We start from the raw sequence: 20,268 nt of genomic DNA, 5'->3' as shown, positions 1-20,268 counted from the left end.
TCCTTCCAGGACGGCATCGACATCACCGGTCCCGCCCCACGATGTAGCGGGCGACGGCGGCGAGTTCGTCGGCAGCGGGACGAGCGAGCGGCAGCGCCTCGAGGTGGCGCAGGGCCGCCGCGAGATGGTCGTCGGCCGCGCGGACGGTCCACTCCAGCCCACCGGCGTCGATGACGAGTCCGGTGGCGCGTTCGACGTCGCTCTCGGTCCCGGGCGGCCCGGCCGCGAGCATCCGGGCCAGCTCCGCCGACGCGGCCGAATCTCCGGCGAGGGCGGCGACGACGGGTGCGCTGCGCTTGCCGGCCCGCACATCGGACGACGATGACTTGCCGGTCACGGCCGGATCGCCCACGACACCGAGGACGTCGTCGACCAGCTGGAAGGCCACGCCCAGCTCGTAGCCGAAATCGGTGAGCCCGGTCAGGACCGGCACGGGTGCGCCGGCGGCGAGCGCGCCGATCGCCGCCGAGCAGGAGAGCAGGGCGGCCGTCTTGCCCGCCTCCATGGTGAGGACCTCCGCGAGCGTCGCGTCGTCACGACCCTCGAGCAGGAGGTCGCGGGACTGCCCACTGATCAGCTGCTGCACGGTGGCCAGCAGCAACGGCAAGCAGCGCCGCGAATCGGGGCTGTCCTCCATGAGCACCTGGACGGCCTGGGTGAGCAGCGCGCTGCCGGCAAGGATCGCCTGCCCCTCGCCGAAAGCGACCCATCCGGTCGGGCGGTGCCGGCGCTCGAGATCGCGATCCATCACGTCGTCGTGCAGCAGCGAGAAGTTGTGCACGAGTTCGACGGCCACCGCCGCGGGAACCCCGGCCGCGGAACCGCCGCGCACCGCCTCGGCCGACAGGACCGCCAGGGCCGGGCGGATCGCCTTCCCTCCGGTGCCCCCGGTCGGCGCCCCGTCGACGTCGCACCAGCCGAGCTGATAGCGCGCGATGAGGCGCATCTGCGGGTCGTCGAGACGATCGACCGCCGCGACGAGCGCGGGCTGCACGAGGTCGCGGATACGAGCGAGCGCGGCCGGGGCGCGGGTGATCTGCTGGGTCATGACGCGGCCTCCGCAAGCGATCGGGTCGAGGCGCCGAGCACGGCCTCGGCGGCGCTGACGCCGCTGCGTACGGCGCCCTCCATGGTGTCCGGCCAGCCGGTGTCGGTCCACGCCCCCGCCAGCCGGATCCCGGGCGGCCCGTCGACCGCCCGCGGGCGCAGGGCCCAGGTGCCGGGCGACTGGCGGAACGTGGCGTGTCGCTCGCGGGTCACGAACGCGTCGAGCACCTCGGCGCGAGCGGCGGCGGGAACCAGGCGGCCCAGCTCGGCCACGAACCGAGCGGTGATCTCGCCCGCGGGCCGGTCGACAAGTTGGCCGGCCGCCGACACCGTGACCGCGAGGTACTGCCCGCGCGGCACCCGGTCGGCGAGTCCCGAGCTGAGCGTGCGGTCGAAGAACCATTGCACCGGCGACTCGACGGCGGCCGCGAACGGCAGGTCGGTGACCCGGCGGTCGTAGACGACGTGGACGTTCACGATCGGTGACGTGGCCAGGCCGGCCGCCGGGGCCGCGGGGGCGGCGGCCAGAGCGGGGCAGGCCCCGAACGCGGCGCGGGGCGGCACGGCGAGCACGATGTCCTCGACCGTCCACTCGTGCGGGCCGGAGGCGGTGTGCCCGAGCACCCGGCCGGCCTCGACCAGGTCGACGGCGCAGCCGGTGCGGACGTCGACGCCGGCAGCCGCGAGAGCGGTCCGCGGTGCGCTGGAGTGCAGACGACCGAGCGGGACGGCCGCGTACCCGACGTCGGAGGCGTCGGCGCGGTCGAGCAGCCCGGTGCGGAAGACCTTGGCGGCGAGCGCCAGCGACGCCTCGTCGGGGGGGAGGTTCAGCGTGGCGGTGGCGATGATGCCCCAGAGCGCGCCGATGGTGGCGTCGTTCTGCCCGTGCCGCCGGAGGAACGCCCCCAACGCCTGCCGGTCCAGGCTGCGGTCGGTCGGGTCGAGGCGCCGCAGGGCGGCGGCGCCACGAGCCACCCGCAGCCGGTCGCGGGCGGAGAGCAGGCCGTAGCCCGCGAGCGACGCACCGAGGTGGGCGGGGGCGGGCACCGCGGGCAACCGGCTCAGGCGGGCCTGTCGACCGTCGGGCCGCAGCACCGGGATGTCGAGATGCGGCTGCAGGACGACGTGGTCGGTGACGCCGAGCCGCGTGAGCAGCGTGCGGTACGCCGTGCAGCACCGCAGGAAGACGTGCTGGCCGTTGTCGACGGTCAGCCGGTTGCGGGAGAAGGAGAACGCCATGCCGCCGAGGCGGGGACGCCGTTCGAGCAGGACGACCTCGCGCCCGGCGTCGGCCAGGCGCAGGGCGGCCGCGATGCCGGCGAGGCCACCCCCCACGACGGCGACGCGCTCAGCCATGACGCCGCCCCCCGGCCAGCGCCCGGATCGCGACGCGCACCTTGTCGCGGCCGGGCAGTGACATGCGAGCGGTCATGACCCCGCTCGGGTCGGCGGCGATGCGCTCGAGCAGCTCGCGGTAGATGCCGGCCATCGCCGCGCAGCACGCGGCGCTGCGGCGATCGAGGAGGTCGAGCAGCGCGAGCCCGCGGTCGTACCAGCCCCACGCCCGCACCGCCTCGAAGCGGATGACCTCGGCGAGCGCGCCGTCGTACGGGTCGAGGGCGCCGTCGGGACGCAGCCCGATCTCGCAACCGAACAGCTGCAGGTCGCGCGCGGGCAGGTAGACCCGCCCGGTGATGAAGTCCTCGCGGATGTCGCGCAGGATGTTGGTCAGCTGCAGGGCCACGCCCAGGGCGTCCGCCAGCTCGGCGGCACGGACGCGGTCGGCCTCGGCCAACCGCGGGTCGAAGACCCCGAGCGACAGGCGTCCGATCGATCCGGCGACGCAGCGGCAGTAGGTGACGAGCTCGTCGATCGTGTCGTAGCGGCGCCCGCGCACGTCCATCTCGCAGCCGTCGACCAGCTCGCCGAACGCGGCCACCGGTACCGGCAGCCGCCGCGCGGCGTCGGCCAGCGCGACGAGGACCGGGTCGTCCGGGTGAGCCGCCGGGTCGGTCGCCGACGCCCGCTCCCCCGCGAGCCGGGCCAGCTTCTCCTCGGGCGGCAGCGTGCCGTCGCCGATGTCGTCGATGCGGCGAGCCACGGCGTACACCGCCGACAGCGCCGTGCGCTTGGGTTCCGGGAGCAGGCGGATGCCCCACGAGAAGTTGCGGGCCTGCTCACGCACGATCTGCTCGCAGGTCCGGTAGGCCGCACTCAGCTCGGGCGTCGCCCCGCTCACGGGCGCACCGCCAACCGCATTGCCTGCCCCACGGTTGCGATCTTCCCCGGTCGCACCGCCGCGGGGACGACGTCGAAATCGGCTCGCCGCAGCGCGCGCACCGTGGCGAGCCCGCCGGCGACGTAGCCCGTGACGGCAACGCGGCTCCACCCCGACAGGCGGCGCAGCAGCGGACGGCCCCGGTGCAACAGCTCCTCGGCCCGCCCGACCTGCCGGCCGACCACCGCGGCGAGCGCCGGGGACGTGCGATCGGCGATGAGTTCGTCCTGGTCGACGCCCGCTTCCGTCAGGTCGTCGAGCGGAAGGTAGATGCGCCCGGCGCGGGCGTCCTCGGCGACGTCCTGGCAGTGCTCGAGCACCTGCAGGGCGGCACAGACGGCGTCGGACTCGGCGCCGGCCACCTCGTCGTGGACCCCCGCGAGGTGGAGCACCAGGCGCCCGACCGGCGCCGCGGACAGCGAGCAGTAGTCCAGGAGGTCGTCGAAGGAGGCGTAACGCGTCACGGTCTGGTCGCGCCGGTTGGCCTCGATGAGGTCCAGCAGCGGCTGTTGCGGCAGTAGGTCGGGCCCGAGCGCGGCGACAGGTGCCAGTGTCGCCTGTCCCGGCAGGCGCCGGACGTCCCGCTCGACGAGGTCGAGCAGGGCCGGCCGATCACCCGGGGCGGTATCGCCGATGTCGTCGACGAACCGGGCGTACGCGTACAGCCGGGCGAGCTTCTCGCGAGGGGTGCGGGGCAGGATGCGCAGCGCGACGGGGAAGTTCTCGGTCGCGTGCTGCTCCATCGCGGTCGCCGCGATCGCGGCGAGCGTCCCGGTCGCGGCAGTGTCCGTCCGCGTCTCGAAGTCATCGACCATCTCGAGCTCTCGTCCCCGCACACAACCGGTCCTGGGTACCGGCCATACGTTTTGGTTAGCCTGACTAACAACTCTTGCTACCGGTATATCAGATCTTGGTTCTCGCCGGTAACGTCGTGTATATCGCGAGTCTCCGCACCATCGGAAGCAGATAACCGGGAGCCGCCGTGTCCGGAGCCACCGACGAGCCCTTCGAGCTCAAGCGGCTGGTCGAGACGCGCGGTGCCGAGCGTTACGCGCTGGCCGCGAAGCACGGCAACCCGCAGCTCGCCCGCACGTTGCACGCGATCGGGTTCGACAAGATCTACACCGCCGCGGCCGGCCCCTACCTCTACGACGGGGACGGACACGACTACCTCGACATGCTCGCCGGCTTCGGCGTGTTCGCGCTCGGTCGCCACGACCCCACGGTCCGGCAGGCCCTGCACGACGTCCTGGACGCCGGGCTCGCCGACCTCACCCAGTTCGACGCTCCCCCACTGGCCGGCCTGCTCGCCGAGCGCCTGCTGGCCGAGGCCCCGCACCTCGACCGCGTCTACTTCGGGAACAGCGGCACCGAAGCGGTCGAGGCCGCGCTGAAGTTCGCCCGCCGCGCGACCGGGCGCGGGCGGGTCCTGTACTGCGACCACGCGTTCCACGGCCTCACGGTCGGTTCGCTCTCGGTCAACGGCGCCAAGGAGTTCCGCTCGGGCTTCGATCCGCTGCTGCCCGACACCGCGATCCCGTTCGGCGATCTCGCCGCGCTGGCCCGGGAGCTGCGCCGCGGCGACGTCGCGGCGCTGATCGTCGAACCGATCCAGGGCAAGGGCGTCGCGGTCGCTCCCGCGGGTTACCTCCCCGCCGCCCACGACCTGCTGAAACAGCACAAGGCCCTGCTGATAGTGGATGAGGTGCAGACCGGCATCGGACGCACCGGAGACTTCTTCGCCTACCAGCACGACGGCGTCGAGCCCGACATCGTGACGGCGGCCAAAGCGCTGTCCGGCGGCTACGTCCCCGTGGGCGCGACCCTCGCCAAGGACTGGATCTTCCGCAAGGTCTACTCGTCGATGGATCGCGTCCTCGTCCACGACTCGACCTTCGGCTCGAACGCCCAGGCGATGGCGGCGGGCCTGGCCACGCTGCACGTGCTGGAGCGTGACGCGCTCGTGGTCAACGCCCGGATCGTGGGCGAGCGCCTGCAGCGACGCCTCTGCGAGGCGGCCGAGCGCTACGAGATGATCAGCGACGTACGTGGGCGCGGGCTGATGATCGGCATCGAGTTCGGCCGCCCGGAGTCGTGGCGGCTGCGCGCCCCGTGGTTCGCGCTGCAACTGGCCCGCAAGGGCCTGTTCGCGCAGACCGTCGTGCACGGCCTGTTCCAGCGGCATCGCATCCTCACGCAGGTCTCGGGCGATCACCTGGAGGTCATCAAGCTCATCCCGCCGCTGACGCTCACCGAGGCCGAGGCCGACCGCTTCCTCGCCGCCTTCACCGACGTGATGGACGAGGCCCAGCGCGGGTCCGGCCTGCTGCGCGACTTCACGCGCACGCTCGCCACCCGGTCCCGGCACGGCTGAGCGTCCGCGGCAGGGCGCAGGCCCGTTCAGATCGCGCAGGCGTCGCCCTCGCAGCTGTCGGCATCGCCGGTCGCGACGACGGTGATCGGCGCGCGGTCGGACCACGCCTTCTCGAGCGTCTGCGTCACGACCTCGGCGGGCTGCGCGCCGGAGATGCCGTAGCGCTGGTCGATCACGAAGAACGGGACGCCGTTGATGCCGTACTCGCGGGCCTGCTCCTCGTCGGCGCGCACGGCGTCGGCGTAGCGGTCCGAGGCCAGCACGGCGTCGACCTCCTCACCCGGGATGCCGACCTCGCGGGCCAGCACGCGCAGCGCGTCGTGATCCGACGGCGGCGAGCCCTCGGTGAAGGTCGCGTGGTCAAGGCGCTCCTTGAGCGCGTCCTGCACGTCGTGGGCGCGGGCGAGATGGAGCAGCCGGTGGGCGTCGAAGGTGTTGCCCGGGCGGGCGAGGTCGAAGCGGAAGTCGAGGCCCTCGCCCGCGGCCGTCGCCGTGATCTGGTCGATCATGCCCTGGGCCTGCTCGACCGTGCGGCCGTACTTGCTGGCCAGCCGCGCCGCGTACTCCCCCTGCCCGGCGCCGCTCGGCGCGGCGTTCGGGTCGAGCTCGAAGCTGCGCCACACGACCTCGACGTCGTCGTGGTGGGCGAACTGCGCCAGCCCCGCCTCGAAGCGTCGTTTCCCGATGTAGCACCAGGGACACACCACGTCGGACCAGATCTCCACTGTCATCGTCACGTAGGCCCCAACCATGCCCCGGCCCCGTGGATTCCGGCCTCAGGTTTCCCGGCTCGCGGCCGATCTTGACCTCGACCGCACTTCGACGGACGGGCAGCGGCAGGGGCAGCGCATGAACGACGCACCAGGGGTGGACCTTCCCGCGCGTTCGCGCGCGCTGTGGGTGACGGCGTCCCTCGCCTGCCTGCTGACCGCGGCCTTCGCCGTCCTGCTGGTGCTGCGCGCCGGTGGCGCGGAGCGCGTGCGCCAACTCGACGACCTCACCCAGCTCGGCGCGGCCGTCGCCGCGGCGGCCGGCTCGACGTGGGCCGCGTGGCGCACCGGCGGGCGGGTCCGCCGCGCCTGGAGCGCGGTCGGCGGCGGCGCCGCCATGTGGGCCGCCGGCCAGGTCGTCTGGTGCTACTACGAACTCGTCACCGGCTCGGGCACCCCGTTCCCGTCCGTCGCCGACGCGGGCTACCTGCTGTTCCCGATCGGGGCGGCGATCGGCCTGTGGCTGCTGCCCTCGACCGACGGGACGCAGGGCCGGGCCCGCTGGCTGCTCGACGGCGGGATCGTCGTGTCGTCGCTCATCACCATCTCGTGGGCGACCACGCTCGGCGCCGTCGCCCGCAGCGGCGGCGACACCCCGTTCGCGTTCGCGGTCTCGCTCGCCTACCCCATCGGCGACATCCTCATCCTCAGCCTGGCGATCATGGCGCTGTGCCGGCCGCAGGCCGATCGCCGCCAGCTCGTCCTGCTCAGCGTCGCCATGACCGCGATGGCCGTGGCCGACTCGAGCTTCGCCTACCTCAACGCCGTGGGCCGTTACTCGACCGGCAGCCTCACCGACATCGGGTGGGTCGCGGCCTTCCTGCTGCTCGCGCTCGCCGGCGTCGACGCGGGTGCGCGCCGCGTGGCCGCACCGACCACGCTGACCGGCCGGGCCGCGACGGCGACGATGCTGCCCTACCTGCCGCTGCTGGCCGCGGCCGCGACGCTGGGGGTGCGGCACGCGCAGGGCCACCGCCTCGACGGACCGGAACTCGCCGGCATCTCGGTCGGGCTCGTGCTGGTGCTGACCCGCCAGTACCTCACCGTGCGCGAGAACCGGGCGCTGCTGCTCGTCGTCGCCGCCCGCGAGGCGCAGCTGCACGACCAGGCCTTCCACGACCCCCTGACCGGACTCGCCAACCGGGCCCTGTTCATCAACCGGGCCGACCACGCGCTCGAGCTGCACGGGCGCGACCTGCGTCCGGTCTCGGTGCTGTTCGTCGACCTGGACGACTTCAAGACCATCAACGACACGATGGGGCACGCGGCCGGTGACGAGGTGCTGATCCGGGTCGCCGACCGGCTGCGCGGCGCGCTGCGCAACGGCGACACCCTGGCCCGTCTCGGCGGCGACGAGTTCGCGGTGCTGCTCGAGGACGGCGGCGAGCCGGCCAACGTCGGCGACCGCCTCGTCGAGTCGCTGCAGGCCCCGTTCCGGCTCGAGGGCGGGCTGGTCACCATCCGGGCGAGCGTGGGCCTGACCCAGCTGCTGCCCGAGGAGAACACCCCTACCCTCGACGTCCTGCTGGCCCACGCCGACATCGCCATGTACTCGGCCAAGCGCGCCGGCAAGGGACGGCTCGCCTGCTACGAGCCGACCATGACCTCGCTGCACGCTGACGACGTCGCGCTGCGGGCCCCGCTCGTGGGAGCGATCGAGTCCGGCGCCATCGACATCGCCTACCAGCCCATCGCCGACATCACGACCGGCGAGATCGTCTGCGTCGAGGCCCTCGCGCGCTGGGAGCACGACGGGCGGGCGGTGCCGCCGGTCGAGTTCATCCCGATGGCCGCCCGTGCCGGCGCCCTCGGCGACCTGACGGTGCACATGCTCGACCGGTCGACCGCGCAGGTCGCCCGCTGGACCCGCCAGTTCGGCCGTCCGCTCCAGGTCTCGGTGAACGTGCCGCCGAGCGCCATCGTCGACCGCGCCTTCCCCGACGTCGTCGCCGACGTCCTCGCCCGCAACGAGCTCGACCCGACCCAGCTCGTCCTCGAGATCACCGAGGAGGCCCTGCTCGACGACCTCGCGACGGCGACCGACGTGACGCAGCGGCTGCGGGCGCTGGGTGTGCAGCTCTCGCTCGACGACTTCGGCACCGGCTACTCGTCGCTGCTGCACCTGCAGAACATCGAGCTCGACAGCCTGAAGATCGACCGCGGCTTCATCAGCAACCTCGACACCGAGCCCGCGGCCGAGCGGCTCGTCGACGGCATCCTCTTCCTCGCCACCCGTCTCGGGCTCGAGGTCGTCGCCGAGGGCGTCGAGCGCAAGAGCCAGGCGGACGTGCTGCAGCGGCTCGGCTGCACGCTCGTGCAGGGCTACCTGTACACGCCGCCCGGCACCGTCCGCGACATCACCCGCACGCTGCTGAGCCGCACCGGCCACCCGTCGCTCGGGTCGAGCGTGTCGCCCGCCCGGGCGGTCGAGCGGCGCGATCACGCCCACCGGCCGCACCGCACGGCCCGGCTCGGCGCTCCGGCCGAGCTCCGCCCGCTCCGCGGTAGCTGATCGAGGCCGAACGACCCGCGGGGCGGCGCTCGTTCGCCCCTGCCCCGGGCGTCGGGCGGACGGTCTGCTGGAGGCATGGCCCCGCTCCTGCCCGCCCGCGCCTCCCGCTCGCGCACGTTCCTGCGCCGCGCCGTCATCGCCCTCGCGATCGGGCACGGTGCGCTCCACCTGATCGGCGTGGTCAAGGCGATCGCGCCGGCGGCCGTACCGCAACTGCGCGAGCCGGTCGGCCCGCCGGCCGCCGCCGCCTGGTCGACGGCCGCGCTGCTGTGCGTCGCCGGCGGCGTGCTCCTGGCCCGGCGTGATCCCCGCTGGTGGGCCGCCGCCGCAGCGGGAGCACTGCTCTCGCAGGGCCTCGTCGTCGTGCGCTGGTCCGACACGTGGGCGGCGACGGCACCGAACGCCGTGCTGCTGCTGGCGGCCGGTTGCGGCTGGGCCCGCGACGGTCGGCTCGGGTTGCGGGCCCGCTTCGCGCGGCGCGTGGAGCAGGTCGCCCCGCCCGCCGACGGTCGCGCCGTGGTCGACCGCGATCTCGCGCACCTGCCGCTTCCGGTCCAGCGCTACCTGCGTCGCGTCGGCGTCGTCGGTGCGGCGCACGTGCATACCATGGACGCGCGGCTGCGCGGCCAGATCCGCGCCGACGCGGCCAAGCCGTGGATGCCGTTCACCGCCCGCCAGGTGAACACGTTCACCGCCGCCCCGAGCCGGTTCTTCCTCCTGGACGCGACGATGGCGGGGGTGCCCGTCGACGTGCTGCACGAGTACACCGGTCACGCCGCGCGGATGCGCGGGCGGTTGGCCTCGGTCGTCCCCCTGTTCGACGCCCGCGGACGCGAGCTCACCCGCTCGGAGACGGTGACGCTGTTCAACGACATGTGCGTGCTCGCCCCGGCCACGCTCGTCGACGCCGCGGTCTCCTGGCACACCCTCGACGACCGCCACGTGCGCGCGACGTGGAGCACGGGCGGCGAGGCGATCACCGCCGAGCTGGTCTTCGACGCCGACGGCGATCTCGTCGACTTCGCCTCGGACGACCGGATGCGCGCGTCGGCCGACGGCCGGACGTTCACCCGGCTGCCCTGGTCGACGCCGCTCTCCCGGTTCCGCGGCATCCGCGGCCTTCGGCTGCCGACCTACGGCGAGGCCCGCTGGCGTACCCCCGACGGCGACCTGGTCTACCTGGAGATCGAGATCGTCGACGTCCGCTACAACGTCGACCATCGCGCGGTCGTCGGCGCGGGCGGCGAGATCACCCTGAAGCAACCAACGGTTGCGCATTGACCGAACGGCGCCTATCGTGATGTGCAACCAAACGTTGCGATCACGGGAGACCCCATGGACTACGCCAGCATCGAGCGCGAGCTCTACATCGACGCCTCCCCCGAGGTCGTCTTCGAGGTGGTCAGCCGGCCCGAGCACATCCGCGATTGGTGGAGCGCCGAGACCGACGTCGAGCCGTCGCCCGGCTCGTCGGGCACGCTCGTCTGGCGCGACGAGGCCACCGGCCGCGAGGACACCGTCCCCATCACGGTCGTGCACTCCGACCCACCCCGCGTGTTCTCCTTCCGCTGGGCCTACGCCGAGCGTGGGCTCGAGGACGCGCTGCTCGTTACCTTCGAGCTCACGCCCTCGGGCACCGGCACGCGCCTGCACCTGACCGAGACCGGCTTCCGCGAGCAGGGCTGGGACGCCGCCGTACTCGAGGCGCAGTACAACGATCACGCGCAGGGCTGGGACTTCTACGTCCCGCGCATCGCCACCCGCGCCGCCCACCTGGTGGCGTCGCGATGAAGGAGCCGCTCGACGACGAGCTGTGGTCGGCGATCGGCGACCCGACCCGACGCCGGATGCTCGACCTGCTGCTCGCCGGCGGCGAGGAGACCGCCACGCGGCTCAGCGAGCAGTTGCCGGTCACCCGGCAGGCCGTCGCGAAGCATCTCGGCGTGCTCGACCGTGTCGGGCTCGTGCACGTGCGGCCGGCCGGCCGCGAGATGCGCTACCGCATCGACGACGCGCAGTTCGCCCGCGCCGTGGCCCAACTGGCCGCCGTCGGCGCCACCTGGGACGCCCGCCTGCGGCGCATCAAGCAGCTCGCCGAGGCCATCGAGACCGAGAAGCAGAAGTGACACCATCCGAGAAAGAGGTACGAACGATGAACGACATCCTGCACCGCATCGGCATCGAGGCCGGGCAGTCGGAGGTCTGGTCCGCGCTGACCACGATCGACGGCCTGTCCGGCTGGTGGACCGAGGACACCGAGGGCGAGAGCGATTCGGTCGGCGGCACCGTCGCCTTCCGGTTCCCCGTCGGTGGCTTCGACATGCGCGTCACCGAACTCGACCCCGGCACCCGCGTCGTCTGGCAGGTGACCGACGGTCCGGACGAGTGGGTCGGCACGACCGTCGAGTGGGAGCTGCATCGCGAGGACGAGTACACGGTCGTCACGTTCGCCCACCGCGGCTGGCGCGAGGCCGTCCCGTTCATGCACCACTGCTCGACCAAGTGGGCGATCTTCCTGATGAGCCTGAAGGCGTTCGTCGAGACCGGGAAGGGCGAGCCGGCGCCGCACGACGTGCGCATCAGCAACTGGCACTGAGTGTCCCGAATCCCGCGACATCTCCAAAATGTCGCACCCGAGTGGCAGTCTGGGGGTGTCTTGGGAGGGACGCTATGACGGATGTGATGTGGATCAGGTCGCACGTGGAGCTGTTGCTCCAACGCGAATGGGAACTCGGCCAGGTGCCGACGGACCCCGACGGCGATTTCGCCTTCCGGCGCGGGACGGCCATGTGCTGGGTGTCCGTGCTCGACTGCGAGCCGCCGATGGTGCGGGTCTTCGCCCACGCCGCCTTCGGCCTCAAACCGTCGATGAAGCTCTACCGCGAGCTCAACGACATCCAGGGCCACTCGCTCACGGCGCGGGTGCAACTGGTGAACGATCTCGTGCTGGTGTCGCAGACGCTGAGCCCGATCGGCCTGACCCAGGGCGCCCTGGCCCAGGCCATGGAGGCGGTCGGGTCGGTCGCCGACGAGTGCGGGTTGATGCTCGCGATCGCCTACGGCGGCAACGTCCCGTTCTCCTGTGACGAGGAGGACCAGGACGAGGACGTCTCTACCGAGGACACCCGGGAGTAGACGGGCCCGGGCCCGGTGAGTCGTTGGCCTCTGGGCCGGTGAGGACGACCGCGCGACGCTGGCCGGCATGAGGTCGGTCGAGGGCAAGGTCGTGCTGGTGACCGGCGCGGCGATGGGGCTGGGCAGGCTGTTCGCGCAGACCGCGGTGGCCGAGAACGCCGCCGAGGTCGTGCTGTGGGACGTCAACGAGAGCGCGCTGAAGGACACCGCGGCCGAACTCGAGGCCGAGGGCGGTTCGGTGCACGTCGATGTCGTCGACGTCGCGTCCCACGCCGCCGTGGCCCGGGCCGCCCGCACCGTCCGGCAGGAGGTCGGCGACGTTCACGTGCTGGTGAACAACGCCGGCATCGTGCGGGGCAACGGGTACTTCTGGGAAGACCCGATCGGTGACGCCACCCGCACGATGTCGATCAACTCGCTCGGCCCGATGTACGTGGCCCACGAGTTCCTGCCCGCGATGATCAGCGGCGAGGCGGAGTGCCGCGTCCTCAACATCGCGTCGTCGGCCGGGCTGAACGCCGTCCCGCGGATGGCCGTCTACGCCTCGTCGAAGTGGGCCGTGGTCGGCTGGTCGGATTCGCTGCGCCTCGAACTCGAGCAGGCCGGCCACGAGCACGTCCGCGTCACGACGGTCTGCCCGACCTACATCGACACCGGCATGTTCGAGGGCGCGAAGGGCATCCTGCTGACGCCCATGCTCGAGCCGCACGAGGTCGTCGCGAGCGCCTGGCAGGAGATGAAGCGCGGCCGCCCGTTCGTGATCGTCCCGTGGACCTCGCGGCTGAACAAGGTGCTCAGCGGCGTGCTGCCGGTGCGCCTGCGCGACGAGTGGATGCGCCGGGCCGGGGTCTACGACTCGATGGCCGGCTTCACCGGCCACGACGCCTGACCCGGGTTGGGCGCCCGGGTAGCCGTCATCCCCCCGATCCACGGCCGTCCGGGCGTCCCGTCGGAACCCGACGGCTCCGGCGTGCCCGCCGAAACGGTGGCTGCCTTCGCGTTCCCGACGTTATTGAATACGCAACGATTCGCAACTCGAGCTTGCTTACGAATCGCGGAACGCGGCGTTCCGACCGCACCGAGCGTGCTCGTCTTCGGCCATCGATGCCTGGTCGTGCACGCCGTTCGTAACGAGTCCGCGGAGCTGCCCGTGGGGGCTATCGTTCGCGCTGAGGGTCATGACGCCTTGGGCGGGTGCACCCGAGCTGGCGAGGACCTCCGCGTGCACCTTCCCCTTGACTCGATCGTCGGCCGTGACCCGGAGTTGGGGATCGCTCGACAGTTCATCCTGGACGCTGCCGCTGCCGGACCGGGTTCCCTCGTGCTGGAGGGCGTGGCCGGCATCGGCAAGTCGGCCATCTGGTCGCGGGTGGTGCACGATGCGCGCGCCGAGGGCGTGGCAGTCCGGGTGTGTCGTTGCAGCGAATCCGACCGGGCCTTCGCCTTCGCCGGTCTGGGGGATCTCCTGGACGGACTGGATGGTGACGTGTTGTCCGGGCTGCCGCGCGTGCAGGGTCAGGCGCTGTCGGCAGCGTTGTTGCGCTCCGGCGATTCCTTCGAACCGGTCGGGACCCGGGTCGTGGGCGTAGCTGTGTTGAGCGTCCTGCGAGGGTTGGCGCGTTCTGGGCCGCTGGTCCTGGCCGTCGATGATGTGCAGTGGCTGGATGCGAGTTCGCGGAGCGCGCTGTCGTTCGCGCTGCGGCGGTTGGCGGACGAGCCGGTGCGCCTGATCGTTTCGTGCCGGACCGAGCCTGGCGGCACCGGAGCCGCGGAGGCGGACCTGGGCATTCGGGGGCAGCGGCTGACCGTCGGTCCCGTGAGCGTCGGGGTTCTCCAGCGCATCGTGTCCGCCCAGCTGGGCCGCACCTTCTCCCGACCGACGTTGACTCGGCTGCACGAGGCCACGGGCGGCAACCCGATGATCTGCCTGGAGATGGCGCGAGCCCTGCACCGACGCGGACGAGATCCAGACGTCGGCGAACCCCTTCCCGTGCCGGCCGACCTCAGGCTGCTCGTCACCGAACGACTGGAGGGATTGAGCGAAGCGGCTCGCCAGTTGCTGCTCGTCACGGCCGCGTTGGCCCATCCGACGGTGGCTTCGGTCCTCGCGGCGTTCGATGATTCCGAGGCATCCTCGCGGGCGCTGACCGAGGCATCGGCGGCGGGCCTGGTGGAGTTCGAGGGCGAGCGGATCCACTTCCTCCACCCGCTCCTCGCGTCCATCCCGTACGCCGCACTCGCCCCTGATGACCGCCGGCGACTGCACCGGCAACTCGCAGCTTCGGTAACCCAACCCGAAGAGCGTGCCCGGCATGCGGCGCTCGGTTCCCTTGAGCGATCCGCCGTGATAGCCGATGCCCTTGACGCCGCGAGCCGGCACGCCCGGGCACGCGGGAGCTTCGACGCCGCCGCTGAACTCGCTCACCTCGCCGTCAGTCGTACGCCGGTGAGCGAGCCCGACGCACTCGTGCGGCGGAGCCTTGACGCAGCCGAGTACCAGTTCCTGCTCGGCGACACCGCCAAGGCACACAGCGTCATCGAGGCCTGCCTCGACGAGGCGCCTCGAGGGCCGCTGCGTGTTCGGGGTTTGCTCATGGCGGCGACGATCGCGTCCTGGGAGTCCGGAGACGCGACCGTCGCCGCCTTGTGCGCGCGGGCCATGACCGAGGCCGGTGACGATCCGCTCCTGCGGGCACGCTGCTACGTCACCCTCGCCGACACGAGCCCGTCCGGGGCAACCACAGACCTCTCTCACGCCGAACGCGCGGTGGAGCTGCTGGAGTCCATCGACGCTCCGCCGACCGAGCTGCTTGCCGCCGCCCTCACGAACGTTGCGCTGCACGCGTGCCGGCTCGGCCGCGGCCTCGACGTGACGGGGCTCGAGCGTGCCGTCGCCATGCAGGTCGCCGGGCCCCTCGTCCCGGTCAGTGACCGGGCTGCGCCGGTGCTCGGGATGTACCTGAAGGTGGTGGACCGTTTCGACGAATCGCGGACGTGGCTCCAGCAGGTGCAGACCTCAGCCGTCGATGAGGGAGATGACAGCGCGCTCCCGAACACGCTGGGACACCTCGCCACGCTGGAATGCTGGGCCGGCCGGTTCGAGCCGGCGCTGGAGTATGCGGTCGAGGGGCGCGAGCGAGCGGTCCGGACCGGGATACGTGCCCCGATGGCCGCGTCGGCCCACGTCCTGATCCTGGCCCACCTCGGCCGCCTGGATGAGGCCCGCGCGCTGGGCGAAGCCGACCTCGCCGCCGACGACGCCCTGGACTTCGCCTCCGCCGTCGCACTGCACAGCCGCAGTCTCGGCGTGACCGAGCAGATGGCCGGCAACACCGAATCGGCGGCCGCTCATCTCCTCCGCGCGGTGCGCATCTCCACCGAGGAGGTGGGCATCCGCGAGCCGGCCATCCTGCGGGCGCACCCGGACGCCGTCGCCGTGCTCCTGACCCTCGGCCGGCTCGCCGAGGCAGAGACGTTGATCGAACAGCTCGATGTGAGCACCCGGACCAATCAACTGCCGTGGTCGACCGCACTGGCCGGGCGCTGTCACGGACTCCTGAGCGCCGCGACCGGTGCGAGAGCCCCGGCGCTCGCGCTGCTCGAGTCCGCCGTCGCAGATCACCAGCACCTTCCGATGCCCTTCGAGCGGGCGCAGACGCGCCTGATCTTCGCGGACCTCCTGCGCCGCTGCGGGCATCGTCGAGATGCCCGACGGCAACTCGTCGCCGCCCGAGCCACCTTCGTCGAGCTGGGCACTCCGGGGCCGGCAGCGAGGGCGGACGTCGAGCTCGCCAGCCTCGGTGGCCGCACCGCGACGACTGCCCTGACGCGCGTCGAGCAGCGCGTCGCCGACCTGGCCGGTCAAGGACAGACCAACCGGGAAGTCGCCGCCACCCTCGTCATGAGCGTTCGCACCGTCGAGAGCCATCTGGGCCGGATCTACCGCAAGCTCGGTGTGCGCTCACGCACCGAACTCGCGAGTCGTCTTCACGCCCAGTGAGCAAGGTTGCGTAGTTCCACCGACGCGCTCCGGTAACACTCGCTCCTAGCGTCTCGGGCATGATCTCGCCCCCTCCCGACTGCCGAGATGAGCCTCAGCGGACGTACTTCGTGGAGCGGTACGTCACGCCGGCTGCGGCGGGCGAACTCGCCGCATTCACTGCGCGGACCTCGGGTCTTTGCGCCGAGCGGGGGCAGATCGACACCGGTACGCGCTACCTGTACTCGGCGTACCTGCCCGACGAGGACACCTGCTTCTGCCTCTTCCAGGCACCATCCTCCGACGCCGTCCGCGCACTGAACAACCTCGCCGGATTCCCCTTCGACCGGATCACCGACGCGAAGCTACTCATCCTCCACGGCGCCGACGCCTTGCTGTCGCGCCGGCCAGACACCCCGTGACAGTCGATCAATGGAGAGCCCGATGATGATGACGACCCGCACCCAGCACCGGGTGGTTGCCCTGGCGAGCGGCCTGACCGCGTGCACGCTGCTCGCCGCCTGCGGTAGCGGCAGCTCACCCGGCCGAACCGTCACGCCCCCGCTGTCGTCGACCGCCGGCTCGCCCAGCTCCGCGCTGTCCGCCATGCCCACGACGGCTACAGCTGACCTCGCATCGACATCGGCCGCCGGCACCGCCTCAGCAGGAAGTGGCAGCGCCTGCGCGCTGGTGACCGAACACGACGCCGCGACCGCGCTGGGCAGCGACCCCGGCCGCGGAAGCGCCTTCTCCAGCTACGGGTCGACCCAATGCCAGTACGGCACGTATCAGACCCAGTTCCTCCTCGTGAACCTCACACCCTCGCGCGGGCGGGCCGGGTACGACATCGTGCACAGCCACCAGAGGGCCGGCCAGAACGTCCGCGCCGTCGACATCGCTGGAGTGGGTGATCGGGCCTTCGAAGTCACCGCACCGCACACCGCTGGGATCTACGCCAACAAGGGCGACGCCCTCCTCGTCGTGACGATCACGAAGCAAGCCGCACTCGACCCGCCCACGGTGCCGGTACTCGCCCTCGCCCGGCTCGCCGCCGGCCGTCTCTGATTCCCACTCGCCGGTCCGACCCGGATGCCCGACCCACCACCACAGGAGAGACCATGAACATCAACTCGCCGCATCTCTCAAGACGGCTCACTCGACTCGCCGCGCTACTCGCCACGGCGACTCTGATGGGAGGTGGAGCGCTGGCCTGGGCGAGTACCAGCAGCGGAATCCCCGGCTCCGACGGAGTGATCCACGGCTGCTACAACACCACGTCGCCGTTGAAGATCCTGCACCTGCTCGATCCCGCCGCCGGAACCGGATGTCCCACCGGCACCACGGCCATCGCGTTCAACCAGACAGGGCCCGTCGGCCCGGCCGGCCCCGTCGGCCCGCAAGGGGCCCAGGGAACCCCGGGCGTCCAGGGACCGCAGGGTATCCAAGGTGACACCGGCTCGCAGGGGCTCACCGGCGCAACCGGCCCGGCCGGCCCTACCGGAACCTCCGGCGTCACCGGCTACGAAATCGTCACCACGACGACCAGCGGCATGAACACCGGCGACACCGCGACCGCTACCTGCCCCGCACACAAGCACGCCCTCAGCGGCAGTGGCGAGATCCTCAGCGACGGACTCAATGGCGGCAGCGTCAAGATCAGCGGCGGAGCGCCGACGATCGGCGGAGTCGGCTGGGAGATCACCACGACCGTCGACATGACCCCCGCCTGGGTCGACGCCATCAGCCGCGGCAACGACTTCTTCACCGACGCCAACCAGTTGACACTCCAGGTCTGGGTCGTCTGCGCCACGACCACCCCGTAAGCACCGACGTGGGTGCCGCTGAACCATCAGCGGCACCCACTCATCGCGACACCCCCAATGTCTGTCACGCGTTCGCGGCGACCCTGCGATCGCGATCTACGAGGTCACCAGCCTCTTGCGCGCGAGCACCGTCGCGGCCACAAAGCCGGTGACGGCGGCTCGGCGTGACGCCGCGCGCAAAATAGGAGGAGTCTCGGCGCGATCGGGACGGACCTCGATGCGCTGCGTCACCGCTCGAAGGTGAACAGCCGCCGACCCGGGACCAGCGCGACGGGTGGCCCGTCGTAGCGGACGACGCCGATTGCCGGCCGGCTGCCCCGGTCGAGCGTCACGTAACCGATCTCGGTGAAGCCGGCAGCGCCGAACCAGGATCGGACCTCCTCGTTTCGATCAACCAGGCCGCCACCCCGTCCGCGGCTCCAGATCAACGTCGCGCCGGCCGTGCACAGTTGCGGGCCGGCGGCGACGGTGGCCCTCATGTCCTGGTCACTGATGTTGCCGAAGATCCCAACCAAGAGAACCAGATCGGCAGGTGCGATGTCGGCGTAGGCGTCACTGGATCCCGCGTCTACGCAACGGACCTCGACGCTGTCCGCCAGGTTGCTGATGACAGCCGCCGCACGCGCCCGTTCGGCGACAACAGGGTGGAGCTCGAGCAACGTCGCGCGTACCCGGGCGGCGTCGTCGCGTTGGGACAGCACACCCACGATGTCGCGCCCGTCGCCAGCGCAGGCACTGACCATCCGAATCGGACCGTCCGTAGTGTCCAACACCCTGCCGATCACCGTCTGCACTCGCTGCAATCGCCACGACAGCGTCGAATTGGGATCGTCGTAACCTGCATGCCAGACGTCGTAGTCCCGGAGATCACCCGCCACCTGCGTCACGCTATCTGCGCGCTCGGGAGCCGTCGATCGGTGCGGGCTGCCCGGGCGAGCACGGCTGCGCAGATGGTTCGTTCCGGCCCGGTCCAGGCCCTCGGATGAAGGGACGCCGAACTGGACAGTTCACGCTGGCGGAGGACTACCCGGTGTGGGAGGGGCGAGTGATCGTGGCGCCGCGCGGTGACGGCATGTCGCGCCGCTAGTTCGCGGTGGCGATCCGGGTATGGACGCGCACCAGCGGCGGGTCGGCCAGGTGGGGCTGGGGGATGGCGTCGAGGCTGAAGTCGGCGATCACACCGGGGCGGAAGACCAGGCAGTGGGTCGAGCCGCCGAACTGGAAGTAGCCGAGTTCGCCGCCCTTGGCCACGTGTGTGCCCGGCGCGATGGCGGGGTCGATCACGCAGGACGAGACGTCGGACATGCCGACGGCCACGAAGGCCATCAGACCGATCACCGGGTCGTCGGCCTGGATGATCACGATGGCGCGGGCCGCGACGTGGGCGAGGTAGGCCTGAGAGTTCGGGGATTCGTGCGCCTCGGCGCCCTCGGAGTCGGCCTCGGAGTAGTAGGTGCCCTCCTGCACCCAGGCGCGCACGATCGTCCCGGCGACCGGGCTGTGCCAGCGGTGGTAGTCCGTCGCGCTCAGGAACGCCTGGTAGACAGTGCCACCCACGAACTGGTCGACCGACTCGTCGTCGGCCAGCATGTCCTGCAGGGAGTAGGGCTGGCTCTTGATCCAGAAGCGGTCCTTGCGCTGCACGTCGGTGCTGATGCCATACGGCGTGGACTCGCAGGCGCTGACGATGACCTTGTCGTCGTCCGGCGAGGCCACCGGACGCGCGCCCGGGGCCAGGCGGCGGGTGAAGAAGTCGTTCCATGAGGTGAAGCCCCAGTACGGGTCGTCCGTGTCGTGTTGGTAGTCCTCGATGCCGATCGCCTGTCGTGCCCCGTCACTCTTCCACCCGGTCGGTGAGTCGTTGAGGACGTAGCGAGAGTCGGCGCTGTCGAGGAACCCGCACCACACTGTGAGAATCTTCTTCAGCATCGCGTTGATCCGCGGATCGCGGTACGCGGCGAAGCCGGCCGGGGTACCCATCGTCCAGTCCAGGATCGCACCCAGCGGCAGCGTCACCGCCTGGTCACCGAACTCGGGCGCGACCGTCAGCACCTCGTTGATGAGCCGCAGCATCTGCTCGACACCGGTCAGGTGCCGCTGGCTGTAGTTCCGGTTGCGCGGAACCTGCTCGATCATGCGCTCGAGGTACATGCGCACGACCGGGTCGCTGTCGACGAGCTCCTGGAACTCGACGATCACCGGGTGCAGGCCCGCGTCCTCGCCCCGGGCCTCGGCCCGATCCCGGTGCCCCTTGAGCCAGGCCTCCAGATCGTCCTGGGAGTCCGGGAACCAGCCGGCCCGCCGCCGGACATCATCAGCACCCATAGCGTTTCCCATGGCCGCCAATCTG

Annotated in this window: 20 protein-coding genes; 12 read left to right on the top strand and 8 right to left on the bottom strand. The window is 71.6% G+C overall.

Annotated elements, in window-relative coordinates:
* Positions 1–22 precede the first annotated feature (22 nt).
* Genes VGN18_RS01405 through VGN18_RS01390 form a run of 4 tightly spaced genes read right to left on the bottom strand, consistent with a single transcriptional unit; the run spans position 23 to position 4,140 of the window.
* Positions 23–1,048 carry a polyprenyl synthetase family protein gene (locus VGN18_RS01405; RefSeq protein WP_327537833.1) on the bottom strand — a complete coding sequence of 342 codons (1,026 nt, stop codon included), beginning with the start codon at positions 1,046–1,048 and terminating at the stop codon, positions 23–25.
* Positions 1,045–2,403 (bottom strand): hydroxysqualene dehydroxylase HpnE, encoded by a 1,359-nt coding sequence (gene hpnE, locus VGN18_RS01400; RefSeq protein WP_327537832.1) that lies wholly within the window; start codon positions 2,401–2,403, stop codon positions 1,045–1,047. The genes VGN18_RS01405 and hpnE overlap by 4 nt, the downstream gene beginning before the upstream one ends.
* Positions 2,396–3,286, bottom strand: coding sequence for a squalene/phytoene synthase family protein (locus VGN18_RS01395; RefSeq protein ID WP_327537831.1), 891 nt, complete (start codon positions 3,284–3,286; stop codon positions 2,396–2,398). Before VGN18_RS01395 ends, hpnE begins: the two co-directional genes overlap by 8 nt.
* Positions 3,283–4,140 carry a squalene/phytoene synthase family protein gene (locus VGN18_RS01390; protein ID WP_327537830.1) on the bottom strand — a complete coding sequence of 286 codons (858 nt, stop codon included), beginning with the start codon at positions 4,138–4,140 and terminating at the stop codon, positions 3,283–3,285. Before VGN18_RS01390 ends, VGN18_RS01395 begins: the two co-directional genes overlap by 4 nt.
* Positions 4,141–4,307: 167 nt before the next feature.
* Between VGN18_RS01390 and VGN18_RS01385 the strand changes: the two genes are divergently transcribed.
* Positions 4,308–5,699, top strand: coding sequence for an aspartate aminotransferase family protein (locus VGN18_RS01385; protein ID WP_327537829.1), 1,392 nt, complete (start codon positions 4,308–4,310; stop codon positions 5,697–5,699).
* 26 nt (positions 5,700–5,725) lie between these two features.
* On the opposite strand, the gene VGN18_RS01380 is transcribed toward VGN18_RS01385, so the two are convergent.
* Positions 5,726–6,430 carry a DsbA family oxidoreductase gene (locus VGN18_RS01380; protein ID WP_327538036.1) on the bottom strand — a complete coding sequence of 235 codons (705 nt, stop codon included), beginning with the start codon at positions 6,428–6,430 and terminating at the stop codon, positions 5,726–5,728.
* Between the two features lie 118 nt (positions 6,431–6,548).
* On the opposite strand from VGN18_RS01380, the gene VGN18_RS01375 reads away from it, so the two are divergent.
* From VGN18_RS01375 to VGN18_RS01325, 11 genes are all read left to right on the top strand, one after another.
* Positions 6,549–8,981, top strand: coding sequence for a putative bifunctional diguanylate cyclase/phosphodiesterase (locus VGN18_RS01375; RefSeq protein ID WP_327537828.1), 2,433 nt, complete (start codon positions 6,549–6,551; stop codon positions 8,979–8,981).
* A gap of 75 nt (positions 8,982–9,056) precedes the next feature.
* Positions 9,057–10,262 carry a DUF6544 family protein gene (locus VGN18_RS01370; protein WP_327537827.1) on the top strand — a complete coding sequence of 402 codons (1,206 nt, stop codon included), beginning with the start codon at positions 9,057–9,059 and terminating at the stop codon, positions 10,260–10,262.
* Positions 10,263–10,316: 54 nt separating this feature from the next.
* Positions 10,317–10,772 (top strand): SRPBCC domain-containing protein, encoded by a 456-nt coding sequence (locus tag VGN18_RS01365; protein ID WP_327537826.1) that lies wholly within the window; start codon positions 10,317–10,319, stop codon positions 10,770–10,772.
* A complete protein-coding gene (locus VGN18_RS01360) occupies positions 10,769–11,107 on the top strand; it encodes a metalloregulator ArsR/SmtB family transcription factor (protein WP_327537825.1) in 339 nt (112 codons plus the stop codon). The genes VGN18_RS01365 and VGN18_RS01360 overlap by 4 nt, the downstream gene beginning before the upstream one ends.
* A 26-nt stretch (positions 11,108–11,133) precedes the next feature.
* Positions 11,134–11,577, top strand: coding sequence for an SRPBCC domain-containing protein (locus tag VGN18_RS01355; protein WP_327537824.1), 444 nt, complete (start codon positions 11,134–11,136; stop codon positions 11,575–11,577).
* A 104-nt stretch (positions 11,578–11,681) separates the two neighbouring features.
* Positions 11,682–12,116, top strand: coding sequence for a T3SS (YopN, CesT) and YbjN peptide-binding chaperone 1 (locus VGN18_RS01350; RefSeq protein WP_327537823.1), 435 nt, complete (start codon positions 11,682–11,684; stop codon positions 12,114–12,116).
* 67 nt (positions 12,117–12,183) lie between these two features.
* Positions 12,184–13,005 carry an SDR family NAD(P)-dependent oxidoreductase gene (locus VGN18_RS01345; protein ID WP_327537822.1) on the top strand — a complete coding sequence of 274 codons (822 nt, stop codon included), beginning with the start codon at positions 12,184–12,186 and terminating at the stop codon, positions 13,003–13,005.
* A 333-nt stretch (positions 13,006–13,338) separates the two neighbouring features.
* On the top strand, positions 13,339–16,116 hold the full coding sequence (locus VGN18_RS01340) for an ATP-binding protein (RefSeq protein WP_327537821.1): 2,778 nt from the start codon (positions 13,339–13,341) through the stop codon (positions 16,114–16,116).
* 110 nt (positions 16,117–16,226) lie between these two features.
* The gene (locus VGN18_RS01335) at positions 16,227–16,517 is read left to right on the top strand and encodes a nickel-binding protein (protein WP_327537820.1); all 291 of its coding nucleotides are present in this window, start codon (positions 16,227–16,229) and stop codon (positions 16,515–16,517) included.
* A gap of 10 nt (positions 16,518–16,527) precedes the next feature.
* Positions 16,528–17,160: a hypothetical protein gene (locus VGN18_RS01330; protein ID WP_327537819.1), complete on the top strand. Its 633-nt coding sequence runs from the start codon at positions 16,528–16,530 to the stop codon at positions 17,158–17,160.
* Positions 17,161–17,285: 125 nt separating this feature from the next.
* On the top strand, positions 17,286–17,918 hold the full coding sequence (locus VGN18_RS01325) for a hypothetical protein (RefSeq protein ID WP_327537818.1): 633 nt from the start codon (positions 17,286–17,288) through the stop codon (positions 17,916–17,918).
* A gap of 96 nt (positions 17,919–18,014) precedes the next feature.
* On the opposite strand, the gene VGN18_RS01320 is transcribed toward VGN18_RS01325, so the two are convergent.
* From VGN18_RS01320 to VGN18_RS01310, 3 genes are all read right to left on the bottom strand, one after another.
* The gene (locus tag VGN18_RS01320) at positions 18,015–18,149 is read right to left on the bottom strand and encodes a hypothetical protein (protein ID WP_327537817.1); all 135 of its coding nucleotides are present in this window, start codon (positions 18,147–18,149) and stop codon (positions 18,015–18,017) included.
* The gene (locus VGN18_RS01315; protein ID WP_327537816.1) at positions 18,146–18,805 is read right to left on the bottom strand and encodes a hypothetical protein; all 660 of its coding nucleotides are present in this window, start codon (positions 18,803–18,805) and stop codon (positions 18,146–18,148) included. Before VGN18_RS01315 ends, VGN18_RS01320 begins: the two co-directional genes overlap by 4 nt.
* 196 nt (positions 18,806–19,001) lie before the next feature.
* Complete coding sequence (locus VGN18_RS01310; protein ID WP_327537815.1) at positions 19,002–20,243, bottom strand: phosphatidylserine decarboxylase family protein; 1,242 nt, start codon at positions 20,241–20,243, stop codon at positions 19,002–19,004.
* Positions 20,244–20,268 lie beyond the last annotated feature (25 nt).

The organism is Jatrophihabitans sp., assembly GCF_036000465.1.
Lineage (GTDB): Bacteria > Actinomycetota > Actinomycetes > Mycobacteriales > Jatrophihabitantaceae > Jatrophihabitans.
This window is presented reverse-complemented; position numbering and strand designations above follow the sequence as displayed.